This is a genomic window from Prevotella melaninogenica, assembly GCF_018128065.1.
Classification (GTDB): domain Bacteria; phylum Bacteroidota; class Bacteroidia; order Bacteroidales; family Bacteroidaceae; genus Prevotella.
The window spans coordinates 346,100-360,071 of record NZ_CP072359.1; the positions used below are offsets into that span (position 1 = coordinate 346,100).

At 41.3% G+C, this 13,972-nt stretch carries 12 protein-coding genes; 9 read left to right on the plus strand and 3 right to left on the minus strand.

The features are described from left to right. Positions 1 to 12: 12 nt before the first annotated feature. A complete protein-coding gene (locus J5A56_RS01530) occupies positions 13 to 3,276 on the minus strand; it encodes an efflux RND transporter permease subunit (protein WP_036919085.1) in 3,264 nt (1,087 codons plus the stop codon). Positions 3,277 to 3,364: 88 nt separating this feature from the next. Further along, on the minus strand, positions 3,365 to 4,702 hold the full coding sequence (locus J5A56_RS01535) for an efflux RND transporter periplasmic adaptor subunit (RefSeq protein ID WP_021671116.1): 1,338 nt from the start codon (positions 4,700 to 4,702) through the stop codon (positions 3,365 to 3,367). A gap of 281 nt (positions 4,703 to 4,983) precedes the next feature. Between J5A56_RS01535 and J5A56_RS01540 the strand changes: the two genes are divergently transcribed. Next, complete coding sequence (locus J5A56_RS01540) at positions 4,984 to 5,190, plus strand: hypothetical protein (protein ID WP_155945334.1); 207 nt, start codon at positions 4,984 to 4,986, stop codon at positions 5,188 to 5,190. A 24-nt stretch (positions 5,191 to 5,214) separates the two neighbouring features. Here the strand turns inward: J5A56_RS01540 and J5A56_RS01545 are convergent, their stop codons facing one another. After that, a complete protein-coding gene (locus tag J5A56_RS01545; RefSeq protein ID WP_021671117.1) occupies positions 5,215 to 6,642 on the minus strand; it encodes a CCA tRNA nucleotidyltransferase in 1,428 nt (475 codons plus the stop codon). Positions 6,643 to 7,061: 419 nt separating this feature from the next. On the opposite strand from J5A56_RS01545, the gene J5A56_RS01550 reads away from it, so the two are divergent. The 8 genes from J5A56_RS01550 (at position 7,062) to J5A56_RS01585 (ending at position 13,971) form a co-directional block, all read left to right on the plus strand. Continuing rightward, positions 7,062 to 7,610: a DUF1599 domain-containing protein gene (locus tag J5A56_RS01550; protein WP_021671118.1), complete on the plus strand. Its 549-nt coding sequence runs from the start codon at positions 7,062 to 7,064 to the stop codon at positions 7,608 to 7,610. Next, positions 7,603 to 9,723: a BT_3928 family protein gene (locus tag J5A56_RS01555; RefSeq protein WP_021671119.1), complete on the plus strand. Its 2,121-nt coding sequence runs from the start codon at positions 7,603 to 7,605 to the stop codon at positions 9,721 to 9,723. Before J5A56_RS01550 ends, J5A56_RS01555 begins: the two co-directional genes overlap by 8 nt. A gap of 98 nt (positions 9,724 to 9,821) precedes the next feature. After that, the gene (locus J5A56_RS01560; RefSeq protein ID WP_021671120.1) at positions 9,822 to 10,487 is read left to right on the plus strand and encodes an SPOR domain-containing protein; all 666 of its coding nucleotides are present in this window, start codon (positions 9,822 to 9,824) and stop codon (positions 10,485 to 10,487) included. Between the two features lie 67 nt (positions 10,488 to 10,554). Next, on the plus strand, positions 10,555 to 11,148 hold the full coding sequence (gene folE / locus J5A56_RS01565) for a GTP cyclohydrolase I FolE (RefSeq protein WP_021671121.1): 594 nt from the start codon (positions 10,555 to 10,557) through the stop codon (positions 11,146 to 11,148). Positions 11,149 to 11,181: 33 nt separating this feature from the next. Then, on the plus strand, positions 11,182 to 11,817 hold the full coding sequence (locus J5A56_RS01570; protein WP_021671122.1) for a DUF4840 domain-containing protein: 636 nt from the start codon (positions 11,182 to 11,184) through the stop codon (positions 11,815 to 11,817). 70 nt (positions 11,818 to 11,887) lie between these two features. Then, positions 11,888 to 12,499 (plus strand): DUF4840 domain-containing protein, encoded by a 612-nt coding sequence (locus J5A56_RS01575; RefSeq protein ID WP_036919091.1) that lies wholly within the window; start codon positions 11,888 to 11,890, stop codon positions 12,497 to 12,499. Positions 12,500 to 12,575: 76 nt separating this feature from the next. Further along, the gene (locus J5A56_RS01580) at positions 12,576 to 13,220 is read left to right on the plus strand and encodes a hypothetical protein (protein WP_021671124.1); all 645 of its coding nucleotides are present in this window, start codon (positions 12,576 to 12,578) and stop codon (positions 13,218 to 13,220) included. Between the two features lies 1 nt (position 13,221). Further along, positions 13,222 to 13,971, plus strand: coding sequence for an exodeoxyribonuclease III (locus J5A56_RS01585; RefSeq protein WP_021671125.1), 750 nt, complete (start codon positions 13,222 to 13,224; stop codon positions 13,969 to 13,971). Position 13,972 lies beyond the last annotated feature (1 nt).

Genomic DNA, 13,972 nt, shown 5'->3' on the forward strand with positions numbered 1-13,972 from the left:
CTTTATTAGAGTCTACTCTTCAATCTTATAATCCACTGCAGGTCCCTTTGAAAGCTTCTCAAGTTCCTTGATTACATCGCGACTTGCCTCATCCTCAAAGTTAATTGGCTTAATACGCTCCTGTAAGTGCTGGAAGAAGACGAACAGTGCTGGCACAACAAACACCTGACAAAGTGTACCGATAAGCATACCTCCCACAGCAGCTGCGCCTAACGTTTGGTTACCATTATGACCTACACCACTTGCAAACATCAATGGCAACAAACCGATAACCATTGCAAGAGAAGTCATAAGGATAGGACGGAGACGTGCACCAGCTCCTAAGATAGCAGCATACTTGATAGCCATACCTGTACGACGACGCTCAAGAGCGAACTCTACGATAAGAATAGCATTCTTTGCCAACAGACCAATCAACATAATCAATGAGATCTGCATATAGATATCGTTGCTATGTCCGAAGATTAACGTAAAGATGAATGCTCCAGACAAACCGAGTGGGATAGAGAGGATAACAGCCAATGGAAGGATATAACTCTCGTACTGAGCACTCAGAATCAAGTAAACAAACACGATACAAAGAGCGAAAATCAATGCTGTAGAGTTAGAAGACTCTCGCTCTGAACGTGTCAGACCTGAGAAATCATAACCATAACCCTGTGGCAACACCTGCTTTGCTACTTCCTCAGCAGCCTGAATAGCCTGACCTGAAGAATAACCATCAGCTGGAGTAGCACTGATAGAGATAGAGGTAAAGAGGTTGAAACGAGTAATGTTTGATGGACCATAAACACGCTTCAATGTGCAAAACTCACTTACAGGTGCCATTCCACCTGCCGTTCTCACATAGATATTGGTCAGTCCGTCCTCACTCATACGACTCTCTGGCGTACCCTGAATCATAACACGGAAGAGTTTACCATATGCATTAAAGTTAGAGGCATACATACCACCATAATATCCCTGCAATACTGAGAGAATTGCAGCTGGTGATGTACCAGCCTGCTTTGCCTTTGCCACATCAACATCAACCATATACTGTGGATAGTTAGGGTTGTAAGTGGTAAGTGCACGGCTAAACTCTGGACGCTTGTTCAATGCTGCTAAATAATCCTGTGCTACCTTATAGAACTTATTAAGATCGCCACCAGTCTTATCCTGCAATACAAAAGAAACACCATTTGATAGACCATAACCAGGAATCATCGGAGGACCGAAAGCAATAATCTGTGCTCCCTTGATACTTGATGTCTGCTTGTAAATCATACCCAAAATCATATTCGATGATGTAGGGTCGATAAACAAGCCCGCAATACCTGCGCCATCAAAAACAGACTTAATACGATCTATCATTCCATATTCACGCTCGGCAAATGGCTTTAGCTTAATAATAAAGGTTGACTGGTTAGAACCCTGACCTGCCATGAAGTTGTAACCTACAATCTGCTCACGGCGCTCAATATATGGGTTGCTTGCCAACATTTTGTCAATCTGGTCGGTCACCTTCTGGGTTTCAACCTGTGATGTACCCGGTGGCAAACTAATCATTGCAAACAATGTACCCGTATCCTCATTTGGAACAAGACCAGTCTGTGTGAATTTCATTGTAACGATAAGTGCAACAATACCTAATATAACCGCAAGACTGGAAATCCAACGATGGTTGATGCTCTTCTCAACAATCCTCTGATACTTTGTGTTTATCTTGTCATACTGCGTATTGAAAGCCATGTGGAAACGGTCAACACGTGACAACTTCTTATGACCCTCATCCTTACTATGTGGTTTCAGGAAGATAGCACAAAGCGCTGGAGAAAGTGTCAAGGCGTTCAAAGCAGAGATAATGATAGACACAGCCATCGTTACACCGAACTCACGATAGAATGTGCCAGAGGTTCCACCAATAAAGGATACAGGAACAAACACGGCTGACATCACCAAAGTAATAGAGATAATAGCACCAGAGATTTCGTTCATTGCATCAATAGCTGCTGTCATCGCACTCTTATAACCTAAGTCGAGCTTTGCATGTACAGCCTCAACGACCACGATGGCATCATCGACCACAATGGCAATTGCCAACAGCAACGCCGAGAGTGTCAGCAGGTTGATGGAGAATCCAAATACCCAAAGGAAGAAGAAGGTTCCTATCAAAGCCACAGGAACTGCAATCATTGGAATTAACGTTGAACAAATGTCCTGCAAGAAGATATACACAACGAAAAATACCAATAAAAGAGTTATAAACAATGTAAAGACTACCTCTTGGATTGAAGCAAAGAGGAACTCTGTTACATCCTGCTCAATTGTAACTTTCATGCCCGGCGGCATCTGCTTCTGAGCATCAGCCAAGGCAGTCTTCACATCATCTGCAATCTGTGTAGCATTTGAACCAGCGATCTGGTTTACCATACCAATAACAGCAGGACGGCTGTTGTTCTTCATCATAACTGAATACTGCAGACCACCTAACTCAACCTTTGCTACATCGCGCAAGTGAACTGTTTGACCATTGGTATTGCTTGAAATAATGATATTACCATACTCCTCTGGGGTCTTTAGACGTCCCTTATAACGCATGGTATACTCAAACTTCTGATTACTCTGCTCACCAAATGAACCCGGTGCAGCCTCAATATTCTGTTCTACCAAAGCCATAGATACATCTGATGGAACCAGCTTATGCTGCTTCATCTTATCAGGATATAGCCATATACGCATAGAGTAAGTCTTCATACCCGGTGTCTGTACGTCACCAACACCATTGATACGCTTCAACATTGGCACGATATTGATATTGTTATAGTTCGTCAAGAACTCGTCATCATATCGTCCGTCATCTGTTGTCAATGAATACATCACAACGTTTGAACTCTGACGCTTTGATACCGTCACACCCACACGTGTCACCTCAGCTGGCAACAATGCCTGTGCTTGTGACACACGGTTCTGTACGTTGACAGCTGCCATATTTGGATCTGCACCCTGCTTGAAGTAAACCGTAATCATTGCCATACCAGCATTGGTTGCAGTTGATTCCATATAGGTCATGTTCTCAACACCATTGATACTCTCTTCCAATGGTGTGATAACAGAATTCAGCACGGTCTGTGCATCTGCTCCCTGATAAAATGTCGAAATCGAAATCGTAGGAGGGGCAATATTCGGATATTGTTCAATAGGCAGTGATACCAATCCAATGATACCCAAGAGTACAAAGAAGATTGATATAACCGTTGACAATACCGGTCGTTTAATAAAATTCGTAAATGTCATAATACCTGATTGTTTATTTAGGAGAGAGGCTATCGTATGAATTAAGAAATCATCATCACCCCAACACCTAACATTCAACACCCATCACCTACTTACCTTCGCCTTTCATAGCTTTGAGAAAGCCTGATGCAGAACCTTGGTTCTCGCCAAGTTTCTCTGCTTTCTCAATGGCTTTATCATACTCTGCAGGAGTAAGTGCCTTAATATCTGCACCATCTTCAAGACTTGAAAGACCCTTGCTCACAATTCGGTCACCCATCTTAAGACCACTTGTCACGATGTAGTTCATTCCATCATTCTGTGGATCAACTGTAATCTCGGTATAGTGTACCTTACTATCAGCATCAACCTTATATACAAAGATCTTATCCTGAACCTGTACAGTAGCTTCCTGTGGAACTAACAAAGCTCGGTTGTTAGTCTTTGCAATAACAATCTGACCGCTACCACCACTCTTCAACAAATGTTCTGGGTTAGGGAAACGGGCAATAACACTCACCGTACCAGTTGTTGCATCAATGATACCGCTGGTCTTAACTACTATACCTTCGTGGTTATAAGTTGTACCATCAGCCAACAACAGACTTACACTTGGAAAAGACTTGATGGCATTGTTCAATCCATTATTAGTACGACTGAGCTTTAATACATCAGACTCTGTCATTGAAAAGTAAACTTCAATAGAAGATGTATTGCTGACAGTGGTAACTGGCTGTGCAGAAGATGCACTTACCAAAGCACCCTCCTTATAAGGAAGACTACCTACATAACCCGATGCAGGACTCTTCACATAACAGAAACCTAGGTTATCCTTAGCCGTGGCAAGCATTGCCTGTGCCTGACGAACAGCAGCTTCAGCCTGTACTACAGCTGCTTTAGCGGAAGCTACACCACTCTGTGCTTGGCTAACAGCAGCCTGTGCTGTCTCGTAAGTATTCTTAGCTGCTTCCATCTCATAATCACCAATCACCTTATTATTATAAAGGTTCTTGCTGTTACTATAAGCCAAACGTGATGTTGCAGCCTGAGCATTTGCAGAATTAAGACTTGCATTAGCCTGTACGACACGAGCCTGAGCTCCAGCAACACCACTCTGTGCTGAAGCAACCTGAGCCTCTGCCTGACGTACAGCAGCCTGATAAGTAGAGTTATCTACTACAAAAAGTACCTGCCCCACACGTACATATTCGCCTTCATGTACATACAGCTTTGTTATAAAGCCACTTACCTTCGGACGTACCTCAACATCCTGCACACCCTTAATAGTAGCTGGAAATGTTGTTTTCAACTGTGCATTAGCTGCACCAATCGTTACTACAGGATACTCATTGTTTGTTGGAAGACTTTGTCTACCTCCTCCACCGCAACTGGTAAGTAACACTGCAACTGCTGCTATAGCAGATAGTAAGATACTTTTCTTCTTCATACCTATTTAATATATATATTCTTTTATAATTTCAATTCAACCAGAAAGCTAAGGCTAAACATGCATAACGAAAGCTTGTTTGTTACTTAGTTAAGGTATCATGAAAACTACATGATGGCATAATAGTTTTCAATATGCAAAATTACATATTATTATTTAGTAGGCTCTGACCACAGCTTCTAATTTAACAATAATTGGCTATATCGCTCCAAGTTGTAACTATTCAGTCATCATAGGTATTGTATTTGAAAACGCAAACCACTTATTAGAGGGACTTTATTATGAACAAAAGAACGCTTACCAACCTATGGGCAGCACTTTCATCACGCTATTGTTATATGGTGCTAAGGCTTCGCACGCATTGTGCGAACCATCCGCACCATTGGTGCGGAGCACTCGCACACTACTTAAAGATGGTTAAAGAGATAACATTCTTTAGAAGAAAGTATCCTAAGACACTAATAATCAACGCACAGAACGATACTTAGCCAGCCACATAAAACGCTTTATAGTTAAGAAGTTATGCCAAGTTCCTTCGCCTTTTCGCGTAATAAAGCTAAAAGAGGTTCACGTTCATTAGGAACACGATTGTCAAGTACGGCATCTTTCAGCGTCTTTTTAAGTACACCCACTTCCCTACTCGGCTTCAGATTAAACATTTCCATTATCTCGTTTCCATCAACACAAGGTTGTAAAAGACGCTTATAATCACGGTCCTTCAAGTCTTTTAGTTTCTCACGAACAATACGGAAGTTGTCTAAGAAACGCTGTTTGCGGGCAGCATTTTTACTTGTTATATCTGCCTCACAGAGTGTCATCAAGTCATCAATATCATCACCTGCGTCATTCATCAGTCGACGTACAGCAGAATCTGTTACTTCTTCATCGGCAATAGCAATCGGGCGCATGTGCAAGTCGACTTGTTTCTGAACATATTTCATCTTACTATCCATCGGAAGTTTAAGACGACGAAAGATATTTGGAACCATCTTTGCACCTACAAAGTTATGATTATGGAAGGTCCATCCTGCTATAGGGTCCCAACGCTTGCATTTTGCCTTGCCCACATCATGCAACAATGCCGACCAGCGTAACCAAAGATTATCCGTGTACTTACAGATATTATCCAACACCTCAAGCGTATGATAGAAGTTATTCTTGTGAGCACGTCCATTTCTTGTTTCTACAACATCAAGTGCTACAAGCTCTGGAAGAATTAGCTGTAGAAGACCACAACGATAGAGTTCTATAAAGCCCTTACTTGGCGTTGGCGTCATCATTATCTTATTCAACTCCTCCTCTATACGTTCCCCACTAATGATTTTGATACGTTCAGCATTACGCTCTAAAGCCTCGAAAGTCTCGTCTTCGATAAAGAAGTTGAGTTGTGTGGCAAAACGAACACAACGCATCATACGCAAGGGGTCATCAGAGAAAGTCACATCAGGGTCGAGCGGTGTGCGGATAATACCATCCCAAAGGTCGTCAACACCACCAAAAGGGTCAACTAATTCGCCGAAACGACCCTTATTCAAGCAAACTGCCATTGCATTAATCGTAAAGTCACGACGATCCTGATCATCTTCTAATGTGCCATCTTCTACTATTGGTTTCCTACTATCGTGACTATAACTTTCCTTTCTTGCCCCGACAAATTCAACCTCAATATTCTTGTACTTTACTTGTGCTGTACCAAAATTACGGAAAACCGACAAATGAGCCTTCTTACCCAAGATAGCTTTCAATTCACTTGCAACCTGAATACCACTTCCAACTACCACAACATCTATATCGTTTGACGGACGTTCCAAGAACAGGTCACGTACGTAACCACCTACGACATAGCATTCTAAGCCGAGTTTATCAGCCGCAGTTGAAATATGATGAAATATTTCTTTATCTATAAGCTGTGCCAATTCGGCATCTGAGAGATCTCGCATATAATAATGTTATCTTTATATAAGAATCATGCAAAGATACATAAATTACTTTAGTCGAACAAATGGATATAGACAAAGATTAAACTAATACAATAATTATTCCACTGATTAACTCTTCCTATCTTCATTACAACGCAAGAACCAGCAACTTTGATATTGTCTTACCTTACCCCTAATCTCTACCTAAAACCACAGTAAGGATAGGTAAAACAACATATAATTAGACCGCGCGAAAGCACTATTTCCTAACTAAAAAGACATACTTACTCTCACCACAGAAGTTAACAACAATCAGTCAGAGCATTGTTACAATCAGTCACAATGAATTACGAACGACAGCTAAAGACGGGAATAGTTGTTAATTCATTCGTTTATTACAGCGAAATTCTGTATTTTTGCAGTCAAATCAATATAAGACTATGGCAAGTCAACTGACAAAGACACAGCAGGAATTTCAAGATGTGCTCGCAGAGTGCAGAAGTCTTTTTGGGAAGAAGCTCCACGACTATGGCGCTTCATGGCGTATTCTGCGCCCATCTTCCCTTACCGATCAGCTCTTTATTAAGGCTAAACGCATCCGTTCTTTGGAGATTACGGGTGAAAGTTTGGTGGGTGAAGGTATCCGTCCTGAGTTTATCGCATTGATAAATTACAGTATCGTAGGACTTATCCAGTTGGCAAAAGGCTTTGTCGACAGCGTTGACATGACACCTGATGAGGCATTGGCACTTTACGACAGCTACGCAAAGGAATCTTACGAGCTGATGATAAAGAAGAATCATGACTATGGCGAGGCTTGGCGCGACATGCGTGTAAGCAGCTATACTGACCTTATCCTAACAAAAATTGAGCGTATCAAGGAGATTGAAGACCTTGGTGGTGCAACACTTGTCAGTGAAGGTGTCGATGCCAATTACATGGATATAATGAACTACGCTGTCTTTGGAGCCATCAAACTACATGAGTAAAATAAAGTCCATACTGGTAATTCTCAGCCGTGCGCTACTTGCTTTGACATTCATCTTCTCTGGATTTGTCAAGGCGATTGACCCTTTAGGTTCGCAATATAAGATTGCAGAATACTTAGAGGCAGTACAGCTGTCGGCATATATTCCAGACTGGGCACAACTGATGATATCAGTCGGACTGGCTGCAATTGAGTTCACCTTAGGTATGATGATTCTACTCGCCATTCGCCGACGACTTGCCAGCAAGATATCACTATTCCTCATGGTAGTGATGACGCTTGTGACCCTCTGGCTTACGGTGAGCAATCCTATACAAGACTGTGGATGCTTTGGTGATGCCATTCACCTCACAAACACACAGACTTTCATCAAGAACCTTATACTCTTGACTGCTGCCATCATCCTTTCACGTTGGCCGCTTTATCAGATACGCTTTGTATCAAAAACCAATCAGTGGATAGCATTCTACTTCACTATTGTCTTTATAATCACAGCCTCTACACTGAGTCTTTATAATCTGCCTATCTTCGATTTCCGTCCTTATTATATTGGTCAGAACATCAAGAAAGCAATGGAGATTCCCAAAGGTGCGAAGCAGACAACCTACAAAACAACCTTTATCTGCGAGAAAGATGGTGTAACAAAAGAGTTCACTGAGAATGATTACCCATACGATGACTCAACATGGGTATTCAAAGATACACATCAGGAGATTCTCGAAAAAGGCTATGAACCTCCTATCCACGACTTCTCTATTACAGACGAAAAGACAGGAGAAGACCTTACCGATAGCATTCTAACCAAAGATGGATATACCTTCTTGCTCGTTGCCCCAGTCTTGGAGCGTGCCGATGATAGTAACTTTGGTGAGATTGATGCTATCTATGAATATGCGAAAGAGAATGGTTATGGTTTCTATGGACTCACAGCAAGTACGGATAAAGCCGTAAAACACTGGCGAGATATTACTGGAGCGGAGTATCCTTTCTATACAACGGATGGTACAACCCTAAAAACCATTATCCGAAGTAATCCTGGTTTGGTGTTGCTCTATAAAGGAACTATCATCAATAAGTGGAGTCATAACGACCTGCCAAAACAAGCAGAGCTGAACGCACCTTTATCACTTATTGAAATAGGACGTGAACCCGAGAATAAGACATGGACGAAGATTGTACTGATTCTGATTTGCTATATCTTCCCATTAGCATTCCTTATCGCTGCTGATCGTATATGGTCGTGGACACGATGGATAAGAAAACGTGAAGAATGGTTGAAGCAAAAGGAAGAATGGTTAATACAAAAAGAACAATCAAATAAATTATATCAACTTTTAAAACGTAAAAGACAAATGAGAAAGAAAATTGTTGCAGGTAACTGGAAAATGAACGAGACTCTGCAGGAAGGTATTGCTTTGGCAAAGGAAATTAACGACTCACTGAAGGCAGAGAAGCCAAATTGTGATGTTGTTATCTGTACTCCATTCATTCACCTTGCAAGTGTTGCACAGGTATTGGACGCTGAGGGCGTTGCACTCGGTGCTGAAAACTGCGCTGACAAGGAGAAGGGTGCTTACACAGGTGAGGTTTCTGCCGCTATGGTAAAGAGCACTGGTGCACAGTATGTAATCCTCGGTCACTCAGAGCGTCGCCAGTACTATGGTGAGACAGCAGAGATTTTGAAGGAGAAAGTACAGTTGGCATTGGCTAACGGCTTGAAGGTTATCTTCTGTTGTGGTGAGACACTCGAGGAGCGTGAGGCTAATAAGCAGAACGAAGTAGTAAAGGCAGAACTTGAGGGTTCAGTATTCCACCTTTCAGCTGAGGACTGGAAGAACATCGTCTTGGCTTATGAGCCAATTTGGGCTATCGGTACTGGCAAGACAGCTACATCTGATCAGGCTCAGGAGATGTTAGCTTACATCCGCTCAATCGTTGCTGAGAAGTATGGCAAAGAGGCTGCAGAGGACACAACAATCCTCTATGGTGGTAGCTGTAACGCAAGCAACGCTGCTGAATTGTTCAGCAAGTCAGATATCGACGGTGGCTTGATTGGTGGTGCTTCATTGAAGGCTGCTGACTTCAAGGCTATCATTGATGCTTGGAAGAAGTAATTCAAAGATAATCTAAGAGGCTGTATCAAACTGTCACATGGTCAACAACCATTGTCCTGTTTGATACAACCTCTATTTCAATTTTTATACATTAAAGAATGAAAAGGCTCCTTACAATCATAGTTTTTATGCTGACAGCTGTTGTGGCTGTTAATGCTCAAGGGTCAGTAACGGTATCACAAAGTTCCGAGATTGACGCATTGGTAAATGGCAAGAAAGCACAAAAGAAGAATAATAAAAACCAAAAGAAAGTAGAGAGTCAAAACGAGACTGCACGTCCAACAATCAAAACGCCAGACACAAAACAGCTCGTTGTACCAAAGATTGAAGACCATAAACCAGAGATTGCACGCCCCGACAACAGTACCTTACAACCTATCAGAACAAAGATTGTCAAGCGTTTAGTCAGAAGACCGCACGTCCCTTCTTGGGATGAGGTTGAAGACACGCGGATTGTGACCAAACGTATCAAGAAAGGTACACAGAAAGTAAGAGGCTTCCGTGTACAAGTTTATAGTGGTGGTAATACTCGTATTGCACACCAACAAGCAGACAAGGCGGGGCAAAAAGCGAAGCAACTCTTCCCTGACCAACCTGTTTATGTACACTTCTACCCACCACGTTGGATGTGTCTTGTTGGCAACTTTACCGACTACAATGCTGCAAAGAAGATAATGCGTACACTCCGTAAGGAGGGTTACCCACATGCCAACATCATCCGTATGATGGTATCTATCAAGACATCACAAGTTGTAGATGAGTAAAGGTACTCCTCCCATATAAAGATTAAGGACAACCTAATACATATATTTAATAAGAAAGAAAAATAACATGACTCCCGAAACACCATTCCGTGAAGGATTAGACGAACTTGCATCACACTACAAACAGGTGCTTACTCTCTTAGGAGAAGACCCCGAGAGAGAAGGTTTGGAGAAGACTCCAATGCGTGTTGCAAAGGCAATGCAGGTACTTACACGTGGCTATACACAAGACCCTCATAAGGTATTGACTGATGCTTTGTTTGAAGAAAAGTACAACCAGATGGTGATTGTGAAAGATATTGACTTCTTCTCTATGTGCGAACACCATATGCTTCCTTTCTATGGCAAGGCGCATGTGGCATATATTCCAAACGGATATATCACTGGATTGAGCAAGATTGCACGTGTTGTAGACATCTTCTCACATCGACTACAAGTGCAGGAACGCCTGACAGAGCAGGTAATGCAGTGCATCAATGACACACTGAAACCGCAAGGTGTGATGGTTGTTATCGAAGCAAAGCACATGTGTATGCAGATGCGTGGTGTAGAAAAACAGAACTCTATTACCACAACAAGTGCTTATAGCGGTGTTTTTGAATCAAGTAAAACACGTAATGAGTTCATGGATTTGCTACGCGGAGAGACCAAGAGAATATAATTTAAACACTATTATAAACTAAAACTTAAAGACATGAAAAGAACAATGACAGCAGCGATAATGCTATTATGTACATTCGCTTTAACAGTGATGACCACAGGATGTTCCAGTGACAACAATGAAGTAGAGCATCAGAAAAGTGTAGAACAAGTTCTTAACAATATGGTTGGGATCTATGAAGGGACACTGGGGTTTACCTATGGAACATCCACAGCAACTTCAAGTAGCTTGGGATGGAAGACAATTTGTAAGGTAGATAAGGATCACAATATTATCTTTGATCAATTTCCTTACCACACATTGGCTAATGGTGTGTCAAAGAAAGGATTGGTCGGAGTAGCATCACCTTTACTTGCAACACTGCAAAAAGTAGAGAACAGTCCACTTAAAATAAAAATTGAAGCTGTTGGATTGAATTATAATAGAACAGAACTTTTTATCGTTCCAGATGTGAAGTTTAATGTAACAGGCACTAAAGAGATATACGAACTATCAGGACAAATTAGGTCATCAAGAAACAACTATTATACAATGAGCACATCAGAAATAAACATAGAGTTCACTGTAAATAAGTTGGTGAGAATTAATAAAGAACATGGGACGGCATTAGTTGAAAATGATTTTGATATGCCTGTGACCTATTATTTGAAAGTAAAAAGAGTTAAATGAAACTGATTTCATGGAATGTAAATGGGAGCTTACCTATATTTTAAGAGAAAGAACCCAAATACAGAAGTTTATGAAAAAGATAATAAAACTTACAGCTATGGCATTATGTACCCTCGCATTATGCCTCACAAGCTGCTCAAAAGACAACGACATGACAGATGCTGAGAAAAACGCTATACAGGCGCTCAACAACATTACAGGAAACTATAAAGGTAACTTGGCTACCAAATATGGTACAACTATAATAGTCTGGCCGGATGTCAATTGGAATGTAGACAAGAATTCTACCATTACAGTCAACAACTTCCCATACCAATTGTTGGCAGATGGAGTGTCAAAGAAGTCTGCTTCTTCGCTATATACTACTCTCGCTAACGAGAAACAAAGACCGCTGAAATTGTATATTACGACGGTACAACCACAAGATAATAAGGTGTTTTTCAACTTATCATCTAACTTCAAGTTTGATATTACAACAGCCAACGAAACTTATGAATTAGCAGGTGCCGTTTCCTTTAACAATAAGCAGTTCAACAGTAGTTATACAATGAACACCTCTGAAATGCAAATGCGATTCACTATATACAAACTGGTGAAAATAAACAAGGCACATGCAACTGCAGTTCTACAGGAAGAGTTTGATATACCCGTTAGCTTCTATCTGGAAGGATATAAGATGTAAATGAAAATTTATTTCATGGGATATAAGACGAGTAGTCTATCTTTACTATAAGATAAAAACATTAAAACAAAAGTATATGAAAAAGATTATGACACTTGCAGCTATGGCACTATGCACCCTCACTTTATGCCTCACAAGCTGCTCAAAAGACGATAACGGAGATAAAGAACTATCAACCGAAAAGTTCATTGAAGAACAAACAAAGATCTTAAACATCATTTCTGGCGAGTACAAAGCGCTTATTCATGCCAGCGGAAAGAATGGAGGTCTTTTTGCCTATTCAAATTTGACAATCGACAAGAACGGACAAGTAGTTTGCAAATATTTTCCTTACGAAGCACTCGCTCTTGGAATTTCTGAGTTAGACAACAATGAAGAAGCTATCAGACTTCGTTCAGCGTTAACAGCAGCTCCAACAGCCTCTCTTTCTTTCCGACTCTTAGGTGACCCCAAAACAAAGAATCCTGCAGATTTCTATGCACTCCCGATAATCAAAACAACCATCAAGAACGATTATGGTACTTATAACATAATCGGACACATGAAGACGGATGTCCTCAGGGCACACTATGACGCAAAGACGTCCAGCCTTACAATGACTTTTATCATCAACAAGCTGAGCAGGGTTATAGAACGCCAAGGCTACTCTGAATATAAGGACCAGACAAAATTTACCCACCCTGTTGAATTTGAAATAAGTACATTAGAAAAGAAGAAATAGAATGAAGTTTATTTCATGGAATGTAAACGGGCTTCGCGCCTGTGTAGGAAAGGAATTTGAACATCAATTCAAGGACTTGGATGCTGATTTCTTCTGCCTACAAGAGACAAAGATGCAAGCAGGACAGCTCGACCTCAGTTTTCCTGGTTATGAATCTTATTGGAATTACGCTGACAAGAAGGGTTACTCTGGTACGGCTATATATACAAAGCATAAGCCATTGAGCGTGACTTATGGTATTGATATTGATGAGCATGACCATGAGGGACGTGTGATAACACTGGAGATGGAAGACTTCTACCTCGTAACTGTTTATACACCGAACTCACAGGATGGACTTCGTCGATTAGAGTATCGTATGAAGTGGGAAGATGACTTCCAAGCCTATCTCCACAAACTCGATGAGAAAAAGCCTGTCATTGTATGTGGTGATATGAATGTTGCCCATCAGGAAATAGACCTTAAGAACCCAAAGACAAACCGTAAGAATGCGGGCTTTACCGATGAAGAGCGTGAGAAGATGACCCAATTACTAAACAATGGTTTCATCGACACCTTCCGTACCCTTTATCCAGAGCAAGTTACTTACTCTTGGTGGTCATATCGTTTCCGTGCAAGAGAGAAGAACACGGGGTGGCGTATCGACTATTTCCTCATCTCAGAACGTCTCAAAGACCGACTCGAAGATGCTAAGATTCATACAGAGATTATGGGAAGCGACCACTGTCCTGTGGAAATTATCTTGAAATAAG